Below are 19,827 nucleotides of genomic sequence, written 5' to 3'. Positions count from 1 at the left end.
CGGGGAAGCTTACTTCAGAAAGCCGTTCTTCTTCAGGAAATCTTCAGCGACTGCCTTGGCCGGCTCGCCACCAACCTGAACGCGGCCGTTGAGTTCCTGCAAGGTGACAAGGTCGAGCTTCTCAAACACCGGCTTGAGCAGGGTCTCGATCTCAGGGTGCTCCTTGAGCACGGCCTCACGGATGATCGGCGCCGGTTGGTAGACCGGCTGCACGCCCTTGTCGTCGTCGAGCACGACGAGGCCGGACGGCGCGATACCGCCGTCCGTGCCATAGACCATGGCGGCATTGGCGCCGTTGGTCTGGTTGGCGGCCGCACCGATGGTGGCAGCCGTATCACCGCCCGAAAGCGTGATCAGTTGCTCGGGCTTGAGCGTGAAACCGTAGGTCGTCTGGAAGGCCGGGAGTGCCGCAGCCGAATTGACGAATTCAGACGAGGCCGCGAGCACGACAGTGCCACCGCCGGCGACATATTTGCCGAAATCACTTAGCGTTGCGAGTTTGTTGGCCTCGGCAACGTCCTTGCGCAGGGCGATCGCCCAGGTATTGTTGGCCGGCGACGGCGACAGCCAGACGATCTTGTTGGCGTCGTAGTCGAGCTGCTTGGCGGTCTCGAAGCCCTTGGCGGCGTCCTTCCAGAGCGGATCATCGGCCTTTTCGAAGAAGAAGCCGGCATTGCCGGTATATTCGGGATAGATGTCGATTTCACCAGCAGTGATCGCCTTGCGCACGACGGGCGTCGCGCCGAGCTGGATGCGATCGGTGGTGGCGATGTTGTTGGCGTCAAGCACGGCCTTGATGATGTTGCCGAGCACGCCGCCTTCGGTGTCGATCTTGGAAGAGACCACCACCTGCGCGCTCGCGGCACTGGTGGCGAGGCCGAGCGCGATGATCGCTGCGGCGATTGTTGTGGTGTGACGCATAGTGAAACCCCTTCTCGTTCCCGGAATTCGGTGGCCGCATAAGAGCATGGCGACCTAACGTTCGTCGGGGCATACGGTTTCACAATGCGCAGTGCTTGCGCAATATTTTTTTGTGGTCCGAAGAAATCGGCGGCCAATGCTGCCGACAGCGTTCTGTCAGGTGGCTTGTCGCCGGCTTGTCAGTGACAGAGTCGCAAGTGCCCCCAGGCTCACGGCGCAGACCGGGAAGACGATCCAGTTGAGCATTTCCCAGCCATAGGCGTTGTAGACCGCACCGGACATCAGCGAGGCGAAGGCGACAGCACCAAACAGGACGAAGTCATGGAAGCCCTGGACCTTGCCCTTTTCCGACGGGCGATAGGTGTCTGCGACGATCGCGGTCGAGCCGATGAAGCCGAAATTCCAGCCAAGGCCGAGCAGGATCAGCGCGGTCCAGAACTGCCACAAGGCAATGCCTGAAAGAGCAACGACAGCGCAGCAGATCAAGAGCAGCAGGCCGAGCGCCACGATGCGTTCGGCGCCGAAGCGCTGGATCAGCCGGCCGGTGAAGAAGCTCGGCCCGAACATCGCCATGACATGCCAGGAAATGCCTAGGGTCGCTTCGTCGGGCGAGAAGCCGCAGCCGACCATTGCCAGCGGCGCGCCGGTCATGACGAAGCTCATCAGCGTGTAGGTGCCGACGCCGCAGATCAGAGCCGCGGCGAAACGTGGCTGGGTGACGATTTCCATCAGTGGGCGCGCGTCGGCCATATCCACGGCAGCAACGGCACCAGCACTTGCCTTGACGCGCAGAAAGGCGAGGATCACCGCGCCGACGGCCGAAAGCCCGATGATCGAGGCAAAGGAGCCGGCGAACATGATGGGGGCGAACATTTCGCGGGTGAAGATGACGATCTGCGGCCCGAGGATGGCGGTGATGATGCCACCGGCCAGCACGAACGAAATGGCGTTCGCCTTGAATTCAGGCGGCGCATTGTCGGCGGCGGCAAAGCGGAACTGCTGCACGAAGGCGTTGCCGACGCCGATGACCAGCAGGCCGAAGGCAAACAGCCAGAATTCCGAGCGAAACAAGGCGAGCGTCGCAATCGCGCCACCGGCAGCGGTGACGGCGGTGCCGAACATGAAGCCGCTGCGCTGGCCGAGGCCGCGAATGATCGCGGCAGCAGGCAGCGCGCCAAGCGCCATGCCGACGCTGAAACCGGTGACAGGCGCTGTCGCCAGCGACTTGTCGGTATCGAGCAGATAAAAACCGGCGAGCCCGCCAATGGACAGGGCTATCGGGGCAGCGGAACCGATGATGGCTTGCGATGCGGCGAGAATATATGCTGTTCGCCGCGCTTCGCGTTCGCCACCGATCATAGCGCGTCCTTGCCCTTACCTTCGCCGCGCAGCTTACGCGAGACACGGTCGAGCACCGCATTGACGAGCTTGGGCTCGTCGTCGGCATAGAAAGCCTTGGCGATGTCGACATATTCCGAGACGATCACCGCCACGGGCACGTCCTGGCGCTTCATCAGTTCATAGACGCCGGCACGCAGGATGGCGCGCAGCGTCGAATCGAGCCGCGACAGTGGCCAGTCCTCGGTCAAGGCCTCGCGAATGACGGGATCGACAAACTTCTGGTTTTCGACGACGCCGGCGAGGATGGCGCGGAACCACTGGGCATCGGCTTCGCGGTAGAGCGCGCCGTCGACTTCCTTGCCAAGGCGAAACGCCTCGTATTCAGCGGTGATTTCGAGCAGGCCGCTGCCGGCGACGTCCATCTGGTACAGGGCCTGGACGGCGGCCAGGCGGGCAGCACCGCGCTTGTTGGCGTGGCGGACGGGCGGCTGGCCGTTATCTTCAGGAGACGTCACGAGCGGGCTGCTCCGAGTTTTTCGCGTATGGCGATCATAGTGAGGGCTGCACGCGCGGCAAAGCCACCCTTGTCACCTTCGGTGCGGCGGGCACGTGCCCAGGCCTGGTCGTCGTTTTCGACGGTCAGGATGCCATTGCCAACTGCGATCGATTCCGCGACCGACAGGTCCATGATCGCGCGGCAGGATTCATTGGCGACGATGTCGAAGTGATAGGTTTCGCCACGGATGACGGTGCCGAGCGCGACATAACCGTCATACTCGGTGCCTTCGTCATCGGCTGCATCGAGCGCGAACGAGATCACAGCCGGGATTTCGAGCGCTCCGGGAACGGTGACCACGTCGTAGGCTGCGCCGGCAGCGTCGAGGGCGGCCTTGGCGCCGTCCAGCAGCGCGTCCGAGAGGTCGTCGTAAAAGCGCGCCTCGACGATGAGGAGCTTCAGTTTCTTGTCGTTGGCCATGTAAAATCTCCGGCAGGAGCGGCTGACTTAGGCCGAACCGGGTGAGTTCGCAAGCGGAGTGTTAAGCACTGTGGCAGGAAACCGCTGTCCAAAAGACCCGCGGTTGGTGCCTCGCGTCAGAGCCCTTCCCTGGCCGCCTCGGCGAGTCGCGCCGCATAACGCGCCATGGTATCGATCTCGAGATTGACCCGGTCGCCGACCTTGCGCTCGCCCCAGGTCGTCACCTGCAGCGAATGATGGATCAGCAGCACATCGAAGCGGGTGCCTTCGACCTTGTTGACGGTCAGTGAGGTGCCATCGAGTGCAACCGACCCCTTGGGCGCGATGAACCTGGCCAGTTCGCGCGGCGCTTCCAGGCGGAAGCGTACCGCCTCGCCTTCGTCCTCGCGCGCGACGATCTCGGCCATGCCGTCGATATGACCCGAAACGATGTGGCCGCCGAGCTCGTCGCCGATCTTGAGCGCGCGCTCGAGGTTGATCTTCTGTCCCGCCTTCCATTCGCTCGCCGTGGTCAGGCGCAGTGCCTCTTCCCAGGCCTCGACCTCGAACCAGCGGGCATTGGACGTTGCTTCCGGCAGCGTGACCACAGTCAGGCAGACGCCCGAACAGGAAATCGAGGCACCGATGTCGATGGTCTTGGGATCATAGACGGTGTCGATGCGCAGACGCACGCCCTGGTCAAGCTGGGCTGCAGACGCGACTGTACCCACGTCGGTGACGATCCCGGTAAACATCAGATTTCCCTTATCCATTCGGCGAAGCTGTCCTCGCCGTAGCGCGCCTCGCGCACCAGCTCGAACCCTGCCGGTATATGGTCGCGACCAATGGGGGCTGCAATACCATCGGAGCCGATGGCCTCGGGGCCGTAGAACAGTGCGATGCGGTCGACCATGCCCTCGTCGAGGAAGGCACGCGCCGTGTCAGCACCGCCCTCGACGATGATCCGCGACATGCCCTGGTTGCCCAGGTCCTCGAGCAATTCAGGAAGTGCGACGCGGCCGCCATAAGTCTCGGTCGCCAGGAGTTTCACGCCGGCGCGCTCCAGTTCGGCCTTGTTGGCGGCGGGGCTCTCCGAACAGGCGGCGACCAGAACCGGCACGTCACTGGCCGAGCGCGCAAGCTTCGAGGTCGCAGGCAGCCGTGCGAGCCTGTCGAGCACGATACGCGCCGGCGAACGGCTACGCATTCCGGGCAGCCGAACGGTGAGCTCGGGATCGTCTGATATGGCGGTGCCGATGCCGATCAGGATGGCATCGCATTCGGCGCGCATGACATGGACCTGGCGCCGGGCGATCTCGCCGGTGATACCGATCTGTCCCTCGCCGCGGCGGCCGATCATGCCATCGGCGGAAAGCGCAAGCTTCAGAATCACTTCCGGACGCTTTCTCATCGAACGATTCATGTAGCCGGCAAGCTGATCGGCGGCTTCGCGGGCAAGCACGCCTTCCTTGACCTCGATGCCGGCACTGCGAAGGATTGCGTAGCCCTTGCCGGAAACACGCGGATCCGGATCTGCGGCTGCTCCGACGACGCGAACAATGCCGGCAGTGACCAGCGCATTGGCGCAAGGCGGCGTGCGGCCGTGGTGGGCGCAAGGCTCGAGCGTGACATAGGCAGTGGCGCCGCGCGCCAGTTCGCCCGCTTCGGCAAGCGCTTCGGCTTCAGCATGCGGGCGCCCGCCAATGGCGGTGACGCCGCGCCCGATGATGACCGGGCCATTGCCGTCGTCGCGGACGATGAGGGTGCCGACTGCCGGATTGGTAGAGGTCAGTCCGAGATGCTTGCGCGACAGCCTGAGGGCAGCTGCGATGTAGCGGCGATCAATCCTGTCTTGTTCAAATGCACTGCTGCTGGCCATCGTTCAACCGGCGTCCTCGTCGCCCTTGAGCTCCCCCAGCACATCATGGAAATCCTTGGCCTCGCGGAAATTGCGATAGACCGAGGCGAAGCGCACATAAGCGACATCGTCGAGCGTCTTCAGCGCCTCCATCACGAGGCGGCCGATTTCGCCGGACGGAATCTCGGTTTCGCCGGAGCTTTCAAGTTGGCGCACGATGCCGGTCACGGCGCGCTCGATACGTTCGGGATCGACATTGCGCTTGCGCACCGCGATCTCGACCGAACGGGCCAGCTTGTCACGGTCGAACGGCACCTTGCGGCCGGTCTTCTTGAGCACGACCAGGTCGCGCAGCTGGACACGCTCGAAGGTGGTAAAGCGGCCACCGCAGACCGGGCAGATGCGCCGGCGACGGATCGCCGCCCCGTCCTCTGCAGGACGGGAGTCCTTCACTTGCGTGTCTTCAGACTGGCAATAGGGGCAACGCATCGTTCAGCCTTGTCATTCGAATCCTCGACCGGGAAAGGCTTAATGCATCATCCCCAAAAGCAGAAGCCCCATGCCGGGACGACCAGCATGGGGCTTCGAATTGTGAAGGCCTTTTCTGGCCCCCGCCAAGCTAAGGGATGCTTAGCCGAGATAAGGATAGAGCGGGAAGCGATCGGTCAGGCTGACGACCTTCTGTTTGACCGCCGCTTCGACGGCTGCGTTGCCTTCATCCGAATTGGCGACCTTGAGGCCGTCGAGCACTTCGGTGATCAGCTGGCCGATCTCGCGGAACTCGGCCTCGCCGAAGCCACGCGTCGTACCGGCCGGGGTGCCGAGACGGACGCCCGAGGTGACGAACGGCTTTTCCGGGTCGAAGGGAATGCCGTTCTTGTTGCAGGTGATGTTGGCGCGGCCAAGAGCTGCCTCGGCGCGCTTGCCGGTGGCGTTCTTGGGACGCAGGTCGACAAGCATCAGATGGTTGTCGGTGCCGCCTGAAACGATGTCGAGGCCGGTATCCTTGAGGCTCGCGGCCAGCGCCTTGGCGTTGGCAACGACATTTGCCGCGTAGGTCTTGAACTCAGGCTTCAGCGCTTCGCCGAAAGCAACCGCCTTGGCGGCGATGACGTGCATCAGCGGGCCACCCTGCAGGCCAGGGAACACGGCCGAGTTCATCTTCTTGGCGATGTCTTCGTCATTGGTCAGGATCATGCCGCCACGCGGGCCGCGCAGCGACTTGTGCGTGGTGGTGGTGACGACATGGGCGTGCGGCAGTGGCGAGGGATGCACGCCGCCGGCAACCAGGCCAGCGATGTGGGCCATGTCGACCATCAGATAGGCACCGACCTCATCGGCGATCTCGCGAAAGCGCTTCCAGTCCCAGATGCGCGAATAGGCGGTGCCGCCGGCGAGGATCAGCTTCGGCTTGTTCTCGCGGGCAAGGCGCGCGACCTCGTCCATGTCGAGCAGATTGTCATCTTTGCGCACGCCATAGGAGACGACCTTGAACCATTTGCCGGACATGTTGACCGGCGAACCGTGGGTCAGGTGGCCGCCCGAATTCAAGTCGAGGCCCATGAAGGTGTCGCCCGGCTGCAGCAGCGCCAGGAACACCGCCTGGTTCATCTGGCTGCCGGAGTTCGGCTGGACGTTGGCGAACTTGCAGTCGAACAGCTTCTTGGCGCGCTCGATGGCGAGCTCCTCGGCGACGTCGACGAACTGACAGCCGCCATAGTAGCGCTTGCCCGGATAACCCTCGGCATATTTGTTGGTCATGATCGAGCCCTGCGCCTCGAGCACAGCGCGGGAAACGATGTTTTCCGAGGCGATCAGCTCGATCTCGTGGCGCTGGCGGCCAAGCTCATTGCGGATCGAGCCGAAGATTTCCGGATCGGCCTCCTCGAGCGGGGTTCCAAAGAAGGATTCGAGTTGTTTCGAAGCGGCCATGGCGAAAGATCCTTGCTGTCCGGAGGGGGCATCGGGGAGGTTCGGCGCGCATTAACACACTTGCCCCAGCGTCGCCACGTTTGCCGCGCGAAATTTCATGGTCGCTTTGCGCCAAAAGAATAGCCGCAACGAAAAAGGCCGCCCCGTAGGACGGCCTTTGACTGTTCGCTATGGCTCGATCAGAGAGCCGAGGTGATCTGCAGCTCGTCGACGCCGTCGAGGCCATAGATGTCGTCGCGGAACTGCACGACACCATCGCCCGTCGACCAGGCCGAGACATAGGTGAAGTAGACCGGCACCGGGTTAGTGACAGGAATCGGGGTGTTTTCGCCCGACTTGATCGTCTGCTCGAAGTGCGAGCGGCTCCAACCGGGCGTGTCACGCAGGATCCAGGTGACCAGGTCGCGCACGTTCTGGACGCGGACGCAGCCCGAGGAGTCGAAGCGCATCAGCTTGCCGAACAGGCTCTGCTGCGGCGTGTCGTGCATGTAGACGCCATCCGGGCTCGGGAAGTTGATCTTGACCGAAGCCATGGCGTTGTTGGCGCCGGGATCCTGGCGGAAACGGTACTTCGCCGCCTCTTCCGTCGACCAGTCGACATTCATCGGATCGACTTCGCTGCCATCGGGCGCAAACAGGCGGATCTTGTTGTCGGTCAGATAGTTCGGATTCTTTCGCATCAGCGGAATGATGTCCTTGCGGACGATCGACACCGGCGCATTCCAATACGGGTTGACGACGATCTCGTTGATCTTCGAATTGACGATCGGCGACTGGCGGTCGACCTTGCCGACGATCGCCGTGTGGCGCAGCACGACGCGGTCGTTTTCAACCGCTTCGACCTGGGCGGCCGGAATGTTGACGTTGACATAACGCTGGCCGAGCGTGCCGGCCTGCGCCTGGATGCGACCGAGATTGGTCTCAAGCTGGCCAAGGCGAATCTGGGCGCTGATGTTCATCGCCGCATAAGTGTACTGGCCCATCACGCCGTCGTCCGGCAGACCGTGGCGTGCCTGGAAGCGCTTCAAGGCGGCATCGACATAGGTGTCGAACGAATCGGAAAGGCCCGCGCGCGCCGACAGGTCGCCCGATACCATCAGGCGCTTGCGCAGCACCTGGACATCGGGATCCTCGACGCCGAGCCTGAGCTTCTTGGTGGCCGGAACGATCGGCCAACCGCCCTGGGCGACGATGTTCTGATACTGGCCTATCGCCTGCTGGGTGAAAGCGGCGGTCTGCGACGTGAAAACCGGCAGCGTGCTGGCAACCTTGGCGCCCTGGCTGACGCGGGCATCGAACTGGTCGTCCCAATTGCCGCGGCGCGACGAACCGAGAACTTCGCCGATCACGTCCTGAGCGCTGGCGGCACCCGACAAGGCTGCCATGGCGATCGCGCCGGCACCGGTGAGAAAGAAACGGCGGCTAGTTTTCATGGACGTTCCAGACATATTCGCGCAACTCAACCGGCAGGAAATCTCCCGCGACGATATGACGGCCATGCTTAACAATTAGCCAACCATAACCCGGCATCACCAAGGCGTGAAACGCGCCTTCATCGCACGGGTTGCTGACGGCCGAACAGGCAGATCTGGCACATCACAGCTTCCCGTTAGTCATTCGAATATGGCGGCAACATGGCTGGGCCTGCTTCTATCGCCATGCCTTGAGCTAAAAAAGGAAGAGCCGGTGCATTTCTGCAACCGGCTCTGCGACTGGAGGTCGTTCCTTTTCAGGCAGAAATGCTCACATCCGGTAAGCGATGGTGTCGTTCCAGAAGCGGTCGAGGCGCTGCAAGGCGCGGTTCATCTGCTTGAACTCGTCGGTATTGATGCCGCCGACATGCTCGATCGAACCGACATGACGGTCATAGAGGCCGGCAACCACCTCGGCCACATCCTGGCCCTTCGGCGTCAGGCTGACACGGACCGAGCGGCGGTCGATGCGCGAGCGCTGGTGATTGATGAAGCCGAGCTCGACTAGCTTCTTGAGGTTGTAGGAGACGTTCGAGCCGAGATAGTAGCCGCGTGAGCGCAATTCGCCGGCGGTCAGTTCTGCATTGCCGATGTTGAAGAGCAGCAGAGCCTGGATCGCATTGATGTCGCTGCGGCCGTTGCGATCGAACTCATCCTTGATAACGTCAAGAAGACGACGATGAAGTCTTTCAACAAGCTGCAGAGATTCCATGTAAAGCGAACGGATCGCTTCGTTACGGTCCTCGGAAACCATGGCGGGCTTGGCCACCTGACGCGAATTGATCATTGTCTTTGCCTCTCTGTTTTCGCCTGGTGACTTTTTTGTTTGATGTCACCTTGATCGCGAACTTATCGAATACCCATAAAATTCGACTTAAACGTCAGGCTTAACAAGGGCTTACCAGCCACTGGTTTCGAAAGAGGGTTAATGAAAACCCTTCCGAGTAAGAATAATTAACCTTGTATTTTACGGAGTGCCCGCCAACGCGCTGAAAGCATTGCTAGTGCGCGGCGCGGCGCCTTTTCAGGTGCAGGACAATGCGGAAGGCCGCATAGATCAAGGCCACCACGATGTGGGAGACAACGATCAGTGGCCTGTTGCCGAACAGTTCGGGGAAACCTGCATACATCGCGACTTCGGTCATGGCGCAGATGAACCAGATGACCGGCCCCCAGGATGACAACATCCACAGGCCAATCGCGGCGAAGGGGAAAAACGCCGACAGTGTCACCGCCGCGACCTGCCAATGGATCGGCATCAGGTCGAAACGCCAGAGTGGGCCGTCATAGACACCGATGAGACGAACCCAGTAGAGGATGCCGAACAGCAGGCAATAGCCAGCCACCACGCGCAGGAACAAGGCGAAGGCGCTCTCGATCGCCGAAGGATGCATCTCGCGCAGGTGGCTTGCACTGTCACTCACAGGGCAAGTTCCCTGTCGCCAAGCGTTTCGAAGTAGCGACCGATGTCGAGGGGATCGACATCTTCGAGTCGCGCCGGCTGCCATTGCGGGGTCGAACCCTTGTCGATGAGCACGGCGCGGATGCCTTCATAGAAGTCGCGACCGGCCAGCATCCGGTTCAGGATGCGGAACTCCATCCGCATGCAGTCGTCCATCGACATGGTCAGGCCCGCCCTGACCTGCCGGAAGGCGACGGACAGGCTGGTGGGCGAACGCGACAGGATGGTCGCAAGTGTCTTTTTGGCGAACTCGCTGGCGTCCGTTTCCAGGCTTGCGATGACATCCGACAGCGTCGGAGCGGAAAAATGCCTGGCGATGGCCTCCAGTGTTTCCCGCTCGGTCTCGCGCTTGGCTGGACGGAAGAAATTGCGCAGCATCGCTTCGGGCTCGCCGGTTTCGCACAGGCGCTCGAGAAGCCCGACCTGCCCGTCCGCCGAAATCGTGTGCGTTGCGAGGCCTGACCACAGCGCGTCGCCATAGCGGATCCTGTTGCCCGTCAGCGCCAGATACATGCCGAAATGGCCGCCGAGGTCGGGCAAAAGATGGCTGCCGCCGACATCGGGGAAAAAGCCGATGCCGACTTCGGGCATGGCGAACTGCGCATTTTCGGTCAGCACCCGATGCGAGCCGTGAAACGAGAGGCCGACGCCACCGCCCATGACGATGCCGTCGATCAGCGAGAGGTAGGGTTTCGGAAAACGCTGGATCTGGGCGTTGAGTCGGTACTCGTCGGCGAAGAAGTCGACTGGCGGGTTGCCGGCGAGACCGGCGTGATAGACATGCAGGATGTCACCGCCAGCGGAAAACGCCCTGCCCTCGGCCTTGACGATGACGATGACGACGTTTGAGTCGGCTTGCCATGCGGTGAGCGCCCGCGACAGCGCCAGAACCATCTTGTGGGTCAGTGCGTTCAACGCTTGCGGCCGCGTCAGGGTGACGATGCCGGCGGCTCCGGCGCGCTCGAAGCGGATTTCGTCGTCGCCGCCAAAGTCGATGTCCACTGGAATCCCTCACATTCAGGCTGGGTGTGCAGAGCTAATGTGGAGCGCATGGGTGCGTCAATGCCGCAGGTCCCATCCGGCATCTTGGTCTTGGGCAAACCGGTATGCTAAAAACTGCACAATTGCCGGAGAATGCCGATGAACAAGTTCACCCCAGCCAAGCCAGCCGGCGCCCGCAGCGTCGACGAGATCACTGGCAGCCGGCGTCTGCGCCGGATGCGCAAGGCCGACTGGTCGCGCCGCCTCGTGCAGGAAAACCGCCTGAGCGTCGACGACCTGATCTGGCCGATCTTCATCATCGACGGCGAAAACCGCAAGGAAGCGATCCCGGCAATGCCCGGCGTGTTCCGCATGTCGGTCGATCTCGCGGTCAAGGAAGCGGAACGCGCGGCAAAGCTCGGCATTCCAGCACTCGCCACTTTCCCCAATGTCGAGATGGGCCTGCGCGACCAGACGGGCGCGCATATCCTCGAGCCCGACAACATCATCAACCGCGCCACCCGCGCGATCAAGGCGGCGGTGCCGGAGATCGGCATCATCACCGACGTCGCGCTCGACCCGTTCACCAGCCACGGCCATGACGGCATCCTGCGCGATGGCATCATCGTCAATGACGAGACGGTGGCCCAGGTGGCTGCCGCAGCCGTGCTGCAGGCCGCGGCCGGCTCCGATATCATCGCTCCCTCCGACATGATGGACGGCCGCATCGGCGCCATCCGCGACGCGCTCGACGACAACGGCTTCCACGACGTGGCGATCATGTCTTATGCGACCAAGTTCGCTTCGGCCTTCTACGGCCCTTATCGCGAGGCGATTGGCACGCAGGGCCTGCTCAAGGGCGACAAGAAGACCTATTACATCGACCACGCCAATTCGGATGAGGCGGTGCGCGAAGCCGAGCAGGACCTGGCCGAGGGCGCTGACATGCTGATGGTCAAGCCCGGCCTGCCCTATCTCGACATCATCCGCCGACTGAAGGACGAGTTCCGCGTGCCGACCTTTGCCTACCAGGTGTCGGGCGAATACTCGATGATCAAGGCAGCAGGTGCCAATGGCTGGATCGACGGCGAAAAGGCGATGCTGGAAAGCCTGCTCGCCTTCAAGCGCGCCGGATGCGACGGCATCCTGACCTATTTCGCGCCCGAAGTGGCGCAGATTCTCAAGGGCTGAGCCTGCGCTCTCTGTGAGAGGATTTGCGCCAGATCGCGCCGGAATTCTTGAATCCGGCGCCGCAATTCCCATTTGCAGTCCTGCGCGGACAATCTCGTCCGCCAATTGAGGAAGCTATGACCGCACGAGTTCTGGACGGCGAAATCATCAACAGCAGGCTCGACGACAGCCGCGCCTATGACGGCGTGCGCACGCGTCGCATCCTGGCGTTCCTGATCGACTATCTGATCGTCGGTCTTCTGATGATCCCTTTCGCCATCGTCATCTTGTTTCTCGGCCTCCTGACGCTCGGCCTCGGCTGGCTGCTGTTCGGCGTCCTGTTTCCTGCAGTCGCCCTGCTTTACATCTGGATGACGCTCGGCGGGCCGAACCAGGCAACGACCGGCATGCGCATGATGGGCATTCGCCTCGACCGCCTGGACGGCAGGCCAATCGATGGCCTGTTGGCGGTGGTTCACTCCGTCTTGTTCTGGGCCGGCAACGTCGTTTTGACGCCGCTGGTGCTGCTGGTCACGCTATTTTCCGACCGCAAGCGCACGCTGCATGACCTGCTGCTCGGCACCGTGGTCAGCCGCAGCGACAGCTAAAATTGCCATTCGGCGAGTCAAAACGGGCACTTGCGCCAAAATGTGAAGGCAAAGAGTCTGCCTGCCTTCACATTCATGTTGAATTTTTCGCCGGCAGCGCCAAGCTAGGGAACATTGATTGGGAGTCTTCCTGACGCTCGATGACGCAGCATCCGACCCATTCTCCGCAATTCTTCCTGACGGCGCCGTCCCCCTGCCCCTATCTTGAGGGGCAGTTCGAGCGGAAGGTCTTTACCCACCTCGTCGGCGACAAGGCGCCGGAGATGAACGACCTGCTGACGCAGGGCGGCTTCCGGCGTTCGCAGAACATCGCCTATCGCCCGGCCTGCGAGACCTGCCGTGCCTGCGTTTCCGTCCGCATCCTGGCCCAGGAGTTCAAAGCGACGCGCAACATGCGCCGGGTGATCGAGCGCAATTCCGACCTTGTCGGGGCCATGCACAACGCCGAGCCCTCGACCGAGCAATATTCGCTGTTCCGTTCCTATCTCGATGCCCGCCACCGCAAGGGCGGCATGTCCGACATGACCGTGCTCGACTACGCCATGATGGTCGAGGACACGCATGTGATCACCAAGGTGATCGAGTACCGCCGCCGCGGACCCGACACCTTCATCACCGGCCAGGGCCAAGGCGAACTGATGGCGGTGGCGCTGACCGACCAGATGTCGGACGGCCTGTCGATGGTCTATTCCTACTACAATCCGGAAATGGACGAACGCTCGCTTGGCACCTTCATGATCCTCGATCATATTGCCCGCGCGCGCGCCATGGGCCTGCCCCACGTCTATCTCGGCTACTGGGTCAACGGTTCGCGCAAGATGAACTATAAGGTCCGCTTCACACCTCAGGAGCATCTCGGCATGAAAGGCTGGGAGCGTTTCGAAGGCGACATCTGAGCACGTCCGGCCCGTTTTCCACGCTGCCGTCGACCATCTGGCAGGGAAGCACGTGGCAAACACTCAATCGAACCACTCAAAAGGTCTGCTGCTGACCGGCCTCGGCGGGTTGGCGCTTACCGTCGACATCCCGCTGATCAAGCTCGCGGACGGCAACAACTGGTCCATCCTGCTGATGCGCAGCGGGACGACTTTCATCGCCGCCATCATCATTTGGCTGGTCTGGCGCTCGCTGAGCCCAAAGGCACCGCAACTCATTCCAGGCCGCGCCGGCCTCGTCGTTGCCGGTCTCTACGGCATCGGCTCGATTTCATTCATCACCGCCGTCTACAGCACGTCCACCGCCAACCTGGTGTTCATCCTGGCCTTCAACACGGTGTTCGCGGCCGTGTTGTCGTGGATATTTCTCCGGGAACGGCCGCGCCCCGCGACGATGCTCGCCATGCTGGCGATGGTCTGCGGGGTTCTGGTCATCGTCAGCAGTTCGATCGGCACCGGCCACTTGTTCGGCGACCTGATGGCGGTGTGCTCGGCCTTCTGCATCGCATCGGCGATCACCATTTCACGCTCCAGCGACAAGGACATGGGCTTCACGGCACTTGTCGGCGTGCTCCTGCCGGGGCTGGTCGCGGCGTTCATGGTTTCCAAGACTGGCTTTCACGTCGAAGCGCCTTGGTGGATCATCTTCAACGGCGCGGTGATCATGCCGATTTCGTTTTTCTGCCTCGCCAACGGGCCGAAATACATCTCCGGACCGGAAGTCGCGATGTTTTACCTGCTCGAGACGGTGCTGGCGCCGATCTGGGTGTGGATGATCTTCGCCGAGGTGCCGACAACCAACAGCCTGATCGGCGGCGCCATCCTCATCATCACGCTCGTCGCCCACTCGGTCTGGCAGTTGTCCGAAGGGCGCAGGCGCAGGGCAGCCCTCGCAAGGCAGCCGGCGTAGCCTGCTGCCTTTTCCCGGATCGGGCCTGCCGGGGCCGCTTGCCCCCTAACCGACCCGTTTGGCCGGCACGTCCTCGGTGATGGCTTCGATCGTGCGTGGCGTGTCATTCTCGGGCAGCGCATTAGCGGCTGCTAGCATCGCCGCCTCATCGTTCAGTTCGACTTCATGCAGCCATTCGCGCCAGATCGCGACAAGAAGCGCCATCAGTACGGGGCCGATGAACAGGCCGAGAAAGCCCATCGTCTTGACGCCGCCGATGAGGCCGAAAAAGGTCGGCAGGAACGGCAGCTTGATCGGACCGCCTACAAGCTTGGGGCGCAAGGTCTTGTCGACGATGAACAGCTCGATCGAACCCCAGGCAAACAGGGCGATGCCGGCAATTGGCGAGCCGCTGGCAACCAGATAGATCGACACAAGCGTGAACGACAACGGCGCGCCACCGGGGATCAGCGCCATGAAACCGGTCAGCACACCGAGCGTCACGGGCGAAGGCACGCCGGCAACCCAGTAGGCAAGCCCGAGCACCACGCCTTCGCCGATGGCGATCAAGGTCATGCCGGTGACGGTGGCGCTGATCGTCTTGGGCACGACCCGCGAAATCCGCTCCCAGCGCATCGGCAGGATGCGTTCGCCCAGGCGGTCGAGTTGGCCAACGAAGGATTCGCCGTCGCGATAGGTGAAGAACAGGGCGATCAGCATGAACAGCAGTGTCAGCAGGATGCCGAAGGCGCTGCCACCGGCAGCAAGCACGCCGCGATAGATGCTGCCGATATTGGCACCGCTGAGAAGCTGGGCCAGTTCGCCGATGGCGCCGGGATGGCCGACGTAGCGTGTCCATTGTTCGTTCAGCCACTCGCCGACGACCGGAAGGTTGTTGATCCATTCCGGCGTTGTCGCACCATGGCGATTGGTCTCCACCGCCCAACCGACCCAATCGCGGATCTCGTTGACGGCGTAGGTCGCGGCAAAGGAGATCGGCACGACGAGGAAGGCGATGATGAAAAGCAGCGCAAGCGTCGCGCCAATGGTCCTGTTGCCGTCGACCGCGACCAGCAGCCGCCTGTACAGCGGCCAGCTGGCGAATGCGATGACGAGTGCTGCCAACACCGGCACGAGGAAGCCATGGAAGAAATAGATGCCCGCGGCGACGATCAGCACGAGCAGCCAGCGCGCGGCCGAAAGCGGTGGCACCAGGGCCGCACGCATCGGCTGGGCCGGGCCGAACAGCCTCTGCTCTCGCTCCGGTTTACGGGGATTGGTCACGTTCAAGAGCCTGGATCTCCTCGGCCCTGAAATGGACCCGCTTAGTCGCCGGCACTCAGGTCAGCGCCAACGGGCAGATCATAGAGCCTAACGCGGTGCCGCGCATCAAAACTTTGCCGCACCGCACGCGCTCAGCCGTTACGTCGCACTCAGCCAAAGCGGCCCGTACGTGGGAAACCCTTGGGAACCATGCGCCCGGCGGTGGCGCGTGTGCCGATCCATTCGAGCAGTTCCTCACGCGACCGGGTGAAGGTGCGTTCCGCCGAATCCAGCCAGCTGAGGCCGCTCTCCATGGCGAAGGTCTTCACGTCGAGCACGCCGCCGTCCTTGTACTTCTGCAACCTGACGCCCTTGCCGCGCGTCATCTCCGGGATCTGCTCGAGCGGGAACACCAGCATCTTGCGGTTCTCGCCGACGATGGCGAGATGGTCGCCCTGCAGCGGAATGCAGCGCTTGGCTTCGTCAGGTGTCTTGACGTTCATCACCTGCTTGCCCTTGCGGGTGTTGGCAATGACCTCTTCTTCAGGAACGGTGAAGCCGTTGCCTTCGTGGCTGACCAACATCAGCTTGCGCTTGGGTTCATGGACGAAAGCGGTGACGATGTCCTGGTCGTTGTCCATGTCGACGATGATGCGGATCGGCTCGCCATGGCCGCGCCCGCCGGGAAGACGGTCTGCACCGATTGTGTAGAACTTGCCGCCTGTTGTGAAGACCAGGATCTTGTCGGTGGTCTGGGCGTGGAAGGCGAGCTTGAGGCTGTCGCCTTCCTTGAAGGTGAGCAGCGAGAAGTCGGCCAGATGCCCCTTCATCGCGCGCAGCCAGCCCTTTTCCGAGACGACGACCGTCACCGGCTCCTTCTCGATCATGGCATGCGCGATGTCGGTCAGGTCATGATCGGGTGCTTCGGCGAATACCGTGCGGCGGCGACCGAGCTTGGTCTCAGGGCCGTAATGCTTGCGGACCTCGCTCACTTCCCACTTTATCGTCGACCATTGCTTGGCATCAGACGCCAGCAGTGCCTCGATCTGCTTCTTCTCGATGCTGAGCGCGTCGTGCTCCTTGCGAATCTCGAATTCCTCGAGCTTGCGCAACGCCCGCAGGCGCATGTTGAGGATGGCTTCGGCCTGGTTGTCGGTCAGGTCCCAGCGCGCCATCATCGTGCGCTTGGGCTCATCCTCTTCGCGGATGATGCGGATCACCTCGTCGATATTGAGGTAGGCGATCAGATAGCCGCCGAGGATTTCGAGGCGCTTTTCGATCTCGCCGAGACGGAACTTCGAGCGACGGACCAGCACCTCGCGGCGGTGATCGAGCCATTCGCGCAGCACGCTCTTGAGCGACAGCACGTTCGGCACCTTGCCGCGCGACAGCACGTTCATGTTGAGCGGGAAGCGGCTTTCAAGCTCGGTGAGCTTATAGAGCGATTCCATCAGCAGGCCGGGGTCGACGGTACGGCTCTTGGGCACCAGAACGACGCGGATGTCTTCGGCCGACTCGTCGCGGATGTCCTCGAGCAGCGGCAGCTTGCGGGCGATCAACAGCTCGGCGATCTTTTCGATCAGCCGCGACTTCTGCACCCCATAGGGGATTTCAGTGACGACGAGATTCCACGTACCCCTGCCCTGGTCCTCCTGCTGCCACATGGCGCGCATGCGGAAGCCGCCACGCCCTGTCTCGTAGGCGTTGACGATCGAGTCCCAGTCATCATCGACACTGCCGCCGGTGGGGAAATCCGGCCCACGCACCTTGCAGCCGAGGCGAAGCTCGGCATCGTCCTTGATGCGCTCCCACTCGCCCGGCGAGGTCATCAGGTCAGTGACCGAGGCATCCGGGTTGTCGATCAGGTAAAGCGCGGCACTGCACAGCTCGGCTGCATTGTGCGGCGGGATCGATGTCGCCATGCCCACCGCGATGCCGGACGAGCCGTTGGCCAGCAGATTCGGAAACGCTCCCGGCAGGACGACGGGTTCTTCGTCTTCTTCGTTATAGGTCGGGCGGTAATCGACGGCATCTTCCGTGATGCCTTCGAGCAGCGAGACCGACACCTCGGTCATGCGCGCTTCGGTGTAACGCATGGCAGCGGCACTATCGCCGTCGATGTTGCCGAAATTGCCCTGCCCGTCGACAAGCGGATAGCGGACCGAAAAATCCTGCGCTAGACGCACTAGCGCGTCGTAGATCGACTGATCGCCATGCGGGTGGAACTTGCCCATGACCTCGCCGACGATGCGGGCGCATTTGGCGAATCCCTGGTCAGGATTGAGCCTGAGCAGGCGCATGGCGTGCATGATGCGGCGATGGACCGGTTTCAGTCCGTCGCGTACGTCAGGCAATGCCCGGTGCATGATGGTCGACAGCGCATAGGCCAGATAGCGCTCTTCGAGCGCCTTCTTCAGATCGACCGGTTCAATATTGTCGCCGCTACCGTTTCCGGGCGGCAAAAGCCCTTTTCCCATGGGTTTGGACTAGCGGAACGGCTGATTCGCGACAAGCCTTATCGCCGAATGCAAGGTCTGCCGGGATCACACTGCGACAAATCTGCCCGCTCGCTAAAGTAGCAATTACGCGATCAGTGGCTCATTCACCATTTTTGCGCGCGTTGCTCACCAGTGATTGCCTTTTGGCTCGAATTGCGGCCATTGTCGTTGCGTCGCCTTCTTCCGGTCCAGTTCATGGCGGACGAAAGGCTGAGCCATTTCACAGTCTCAGGGATCTATGATGACGCAACACCGCTCTGCATTCCGCAAGCTCGCACTCACGACCTTCCTGTTTTCGCTTCCGCTCAACGCAGCGCTGGCACAGGATGCCACCGCGGTCGCCGAGCGGCTCAAGTCGGTGCTGGCCGGCCAGAACCTGACGCTCGCCTGGACCAGCGTAACCGGCGATGCTTCCGAAGCCGTGCTCGAGGGAACGAGCATCCAGATGGCTGGCGAAGGCAAGCCGTTTTCCATCGGCAAGCTCACGCTCAGCGGCATCACCGAAGAAAATCGCGGCTTCAAGATCGAGACGATCACGACCGAGCCCTATAGCCTCAACGAAGGCCCGACCAAGGTCGAGGTCAGTCCGCTGACGCTCGGCAATGTCACGCTGCCGGCCTCCGACTCGACCGACCTATTGGCCTCGTTTCTGATGTACGAGACCGCGAATCTCGACAATGTCAGCGTCAAGATCGGCGACAAGCAGGCCTTCCAGATGACCAACTTCGCGGCCGAGGTGACCCCGCCGGCCGACGGCAACGCCATGGAGTTCACCGGCTCGGCCGAGAAGTTCACCGCCGACCTGACCCTGGTGGAAGACCCACAGTCGAAGGCTGCGATCGAAGCGCTCGGCTACCAGAACATATCAGGCGATTTCCAGATGGAAGGCACCTGGCAGCCGACGGACGGCCGCATGGCGCTGTCGAGCTACGACGTCACCGTCGACAATGCAGGCACGCTCGGCATGACCTTCGACCTCGGCGGCTACACCGTCGAGTTCCTGAAGTCGGTGCAAGAACTGCAGAAGAAGATGGCTGCCCAGCCGGAAGGCACTGACAACTCGGCCCAGGGCCTGGCCATGCTCGGCCTGATGCAGCAGCTGACCTTCAACGGCGCGACCGTCCGCTTCGACGACGATTCGGTGACCAACAAGGTGCTCGAATACCTCGGCAAGCAGCAGAACATGACAGCCAAGGACATCGCCAACCAGGCCAAGGCGATCGTGCCGTTCCTGATGATGGAACTGAACAACCCCGAGCTGGCGACGCAGGTCACCGCAGCTGTCACCGCCTATCTCGACGCGCCCAAGTCGATCGAGATCGCCGCCAAGCCAGCCTCGCCGGTTCCGTTCGCATTGCTCGCAGCCAGCGGCATGTCGAACCCCAAGGACCTGCCCAAGACGCTCGGCCTGACGGTTACGGCGAACCAGGACTGATCCTGGCCGCCACCTCCCGAAACGAAAAAGCCCGGCAGCGATGCCGGGCTTTTTTTGTTGAGTCGCCGAGATTTTTTTGAGTCGAAAGAGTCGCTTGCGCGGATTGC

General features: G+C 62.2%; 19 protein-coding genes. 5 read left to right on the top strand and 14 right to left on the bottom strand.

The window, feature by feature from the left end; translation table 11 throughout:
- Nucleotides 1-9: 9 nt before the first annotated feature.
- The 12 genes from osmF to IHE39_RS04150 form a co-directional block, all read right to left on the bottom strand.
- Nucleotides 10-921: a glycine betaine ABC transporter substrate-binding protein OsmF gene (gene osmF / locus IHE39_RS04205; protein ID WP_184768846.1), complete on the bottom strand. Its 912-nt coding sequence runs from the start codon at nucleotides 919-921 to the stop codon at nucleotides 10-12.
- A gap of 156 nt (nucleotides 922-1,077) precedes the next feature.
- Nucleotides 1,078-2,280, bottom strand: coding sequence for an MFS transporter (locus IHE39_RS04200; protein ID WP_184768845.1), 1,203 nt, complete (start codon nucleotides 2,278-2,280; stop codon nucleotides 1,078-1,080).
- A complete protein-coding gene (nusB, locus tag IHE39_RS04195; protein ID WP_184768844.1) occupies nucleotides 2,277-2,777 on the bottom strand; it encodes a transcription antitermination factor NusB in 501 nt (166 codons plus the stop codon). The genes IHE39_RS04200 and nusB overlap by 4 nt, the downstream gene beginning before the upstream one ends.
- Nucleotides 2,774-3,238, bottom strand: coding sequence for a 6,7-dimethyl-8-ribityllumazine synthase (gene ribH / locus IHE39_RS04190; RefSeq protein ID WP_184768843.1), 465 nt, complete (start codon nucleotides 3,236-3,238; stop codon nucleotides 2,774-2,776). The genes nusB and ribH overlap by 4 nt, the downstream gene beginning before the upstream one ends.
- Before the next feature lie 116 nt (nucleotides 3,239-3,354).
- Entirely contained in the window at nucleotides 3,355-3,972 is a 618-nt protein-coding gene (locus IHE39_RS04185; RefSeq protein WP_192566046.1) for a riboflavin synthase, read from the bottom strand.
- On the bottom strand, nucleotides 3,972-5,096 hold the full coding sequence (ribD, locus tag IHE39_RS04180) for a bifunctional diaminohydroxyphosphoribosylaminopyrimidine deaminase/5-amino-6-(5-phosphoribosylamino)uracil reductase RibD (protein ID WP_184768841.1): 1,125 nt from the start codon (nucleotides 5,094-5,096) through the stop codon (nucleotides 3,972-3,974). Before ribD ends, IHE39_RS04185 begins: the two co-directional genes overlap by 1 nt.
- A 3-nt stretch (nucleotides 5,097-5,099) precedes the next feature.
- Nucleotides 5,100-5,564 (bottom strand): transcriptional regulator NrdR, encoded by a 465-nt coding sequence (gene nrdR / locus IHE39_RS04175; protein WP_184768840.1) that lies wholly within the window; start codon nucleotides 5,562-5,564, stop codon nucleotides 5,100-5,102.
- A 141-nt stretch (nucleotides 5,565-5,705) separates the two neighbouring features.
- Complete coding sequence (gene glyA, locus IHE39_RS04170; protein WP_184768839.1) at nucleotides 5,706-7,007, bottom strand: serine hydroxymethyltransferase; 1,302 nt, start codon at nucleotides 7,005-7,007, stop codon at nucleotides 5,706-5,708.
- 179 nt (nucleotides 7,008-7,186) lie between these two features.
- A complete protein-coding gene (locus IHE39_RS04165; RefSeq protein WP_192565604.1) occupies nucleotides 7,187-8,440 on the bottom strand; it encodes a L,D-transpeptidase family protein in 1,254 nt (417 codons plus the stop codon).
- Nucleotides 8,441-8,750: 310 nt separating this feature from the next.
- Complete coding sequence (ldtR, locus tag IHE39_RS04160) at nucleotides 8,751-9,266, bottom strand: transcriptional regulator LdtR (RefSeq protein WP_109576855.1); 516 nt, start codon at nucleotides 9,264-9,266, stop codon at nucleotides 8,751-8,753.
- 214 nt (nucleotides 9,267-9,480) lie between these two features.
- Nucleotides 9,481-9,873: a DUF6163 family protein gene (locus IHE39_RS04155; protein ID WP_192566045.1), complete on the bottom strand. Its 393-nt coding sequence runs from the start codon at nucleotides 9,871-9,873 to the stop codon at nucleotides 9,481-9,483.
- Nucleotides 9,874-9,899: 26 nt separating this feature from the next.
- Complete coding sequence (locus IHE39_RS04150) at nucleotides 9,900-10,937, bottom strand: 3-hydroxyisobutyryl-CoA hydrolase (protein ID WP_192566044.1); 1,038 nt, start codon at nucleotides 10,935-10,937, stop codon at nucleotides 9,900-9,902.
- 144 nt (nucleotides 10,938-11,081) lie between these two features.
- On the opposite strand from IHE39_RS04150, the gene hemB reads away from it, so the two are divergent.
- From hemB to IHE39_RS04130, 4 genes are all read left to right on the top strand, one after another.
- Nucleotides 11,082-12,113 (top strand): porphobilinogen synthase, encoded by a 1,032-nt coding sequence (gene hemB, locus IHE39_RS04145; protein WP_192565603.1) that lies wholly within the window; start codon nucleotides 11,082-11,084, stop codon nucleotides 12,111-12,113.
- A gap of 116 nt (nucleotides 12,114-12,229) precedes the next feature.
- Nucleotides 12,230-12,700, top strand: a complete 471-nt coding sequence (locus IHE39_RS04140) for an RDD family protein (RefSeq protein ID WP_192565602.1) — start codon at nucleotides 12,230-12,232, stop codon at nucleotides 12,698-12,700.
- 140 nt (nucleotides 12,701-12,840) lie between these two features.
- Nucleotides 12,841-13,596 (top strand): arginyltransferase, encoded by a 756-nt coding sequence (locus IHE39_RS04135; protein ID WP_192565601.1) that lies wholly within the window; start codon nucleotides 12,841-12,843, stop codon nucleotides 13,594-13,596.
- Between the two features lie 52 nt (nucleotides 13,597-13,648).
- Entirely contained in the window at nucleotides 13,649-14,545 is an 897-nt protein-coding gene (locus IHE39_RS04130) for an EamA family transporter (RefSeq protein WP_192565600.1), read from the top strand.
- A gap of 45 nt (nucleotides 14,546-14,590) precedes the next feature.
- Here IHE39_RS04130 and IHE39_RS04125 read toward each other — a convergent pair whose 3' ends face one another.
- Entirely contained in the window at nucleotides 14,591-15,751 is a 1,161-nt protein-coding gene (locus IHE39_RS04125; RefSeq protein ID WP_192566043.1) for an AI-2E family transporter, read from the bottom strand.
- Between the two features lie 206 nt (nucleotides 15,752-15,957).
- Nucleotides 15,958-18,264, bottom strand: coding sequence for a DNA topoisomerase IV subunit A (parC, locus tag IHE39_RS04120; RefSeq protein WP_192565599.1), 2,307 nt, complete (start codon nucleotides 18,262-18,264; stop codon nucleotides 15,958-15,960).
- Nucleotides 18,265-18,526: 262 nt separating this feature from the next.
- Between parC and IHE39_RS04115 the strand changes: the two genes are divergently transcribed.
- Nucleotides 18,527-19,720, top strand: a complete 1,194-nt coding sequence (locus tag IHE39_RS04115; RefSeq protein ID WP_192565598.1) for an aq_1923 C-terminal domain — start codon at nucleotides 18,527-18,529, stop codon at nucleotides 19,718-19,720.
- Nucleotides 19,721-19,827 lie beyond the last annotated feature (107 nt).

It is taken from the genome of Aminobacter carboxidus, from assembly GCF_014863355.1.
Classification (GTDB): domain Bacteria; phylum Pseudomonadota; class Alphaproteobacteria; order Rhizobiales; family Rhizobiaceae; genus Aminobacter; species Aminobacter carboxidus.
This window is presented reverse-complemented; position numbering and strand designations above follow the sequence as displayed.

What these genes read in the sequence shown, in the direction of transcription:
- osmF (WP_184768846.1), bottom strand. Translation starts at nt 921, where the DNA reads ATGCGTCACACCACAACAATCGCCGCAGCGATCATCGCGCTCGGCCTC.
- IHE39_RS04200 (WP_184768845.1), bottom strand. Translation starts at nt 2,280, where the DNA reads ATGATCGGTGGCGAACGCGAAGCGCGGCGAACAGCATATATTCTCGCC.
- ribH (WP_184768843.1), bottom strand. Translation starts at nt 3,238, where the DNA reads ATGGCCAACGACAAGAAACTGAAGCTCCTCATCGTCGAGGCGCGCTTT.
- IHE39_RS04185 (WP_192566046.1), bottom strand. Translation starts at nt 3,972, where the DNA reads ATGTTTACCGGGATCGTCACCGACGTGGGTACAGTCGCGTCTGCAGCC.
- ribD (WP_184768841.1), bottom strand. Translation starts at nt 5,096, where the DNA reads ATGGCCAGCAGCAGTGCATTTGAACAAGACAGGATTGATCGCCGCTAC.
- nrdR (WP_184768840.1), bottom strand. Translation starts at nt 5,564, where the DNA reads ATGCGTTGCCCCTATTGCCAGTCTGAAGACACGCAAGTGAAGGACTCC.
- glyA (WP_184768839.1), bottom strand. Translation starts at nt 7,007, where the DNA reads ATGGCCGCTTCGAAACAACTCGAATCCTTCTTTGGAACCCCGCTCGAG.
- IHE39_RS04165 (WP_192565604.1), bottom strand. Translation starts at nt 8,440, where the DNA reads ATGAAAACTAGCCGCCGTTTCTTTCTCACCGGTGCCGGCGCGATCGCC.
- ldtR (WP_109576855.1), bottom strand. Translation starts at nt 9,266, where the DNA reads ATGATCAATTCGCGTCAGGTGGCCAAGCCCGCCATGGTTTCCGAGGAC.
- IHE39_RS04155 (WP_192566045.1), bottom strand. Translation starts at nt 9,873, where the DNA reads ATGCATCCTTCGGCGATCGAGAGCGCCTTCGCCTTGTTCCTGCGCGTG.
- hemB (WP_192565603.1), top strand. Translation starts at nt 11,082, where the DNA reads ATGAACAAGTTCACCCCAGCCAAGCCAGCCGGCGCCCGCAGCGTCGAC.
- IHE39_RS04140 (WP_192565602.1), top strand. Translation starts at nt 12,230, where the DNA reads ATGACCGCACGAGTTCTGGACGGCGAAATCATCAACAGCAGGCTCGAC.
- IHE39_RS04135 (WP_192565601.1), top strand. Translation starts at nt 12,841, where the DNA reads ATGACGCAGCATCCGACCCATTCTCCGCAATTCTTCCTGACGGCGCCG.
- IHE39_RS04125 (WP_192566043.1), bottom strand. Translation starts at nt 15,751, where the DNA reads ATGCGTGCGGCCCTGGTGCCACCGCTTTCGGCCGCGCGCTGGCTGCTC.
- parC (WP_192565599.1), bottom strand. Translation starts at nt 18,264, where the DNA reads ATGGGAAAAGGGCTTTTGCCGCCCGGAAACGGTAGCGGCGACAATATT.
- IHE39_RS04115 (WP_192565598.1), top strand. Translation starts at nt 18,527, where the DNA reads ATGACGCAACACCGCTCTGCATTCCGCAAGCTCGCACTCACGACCTTC.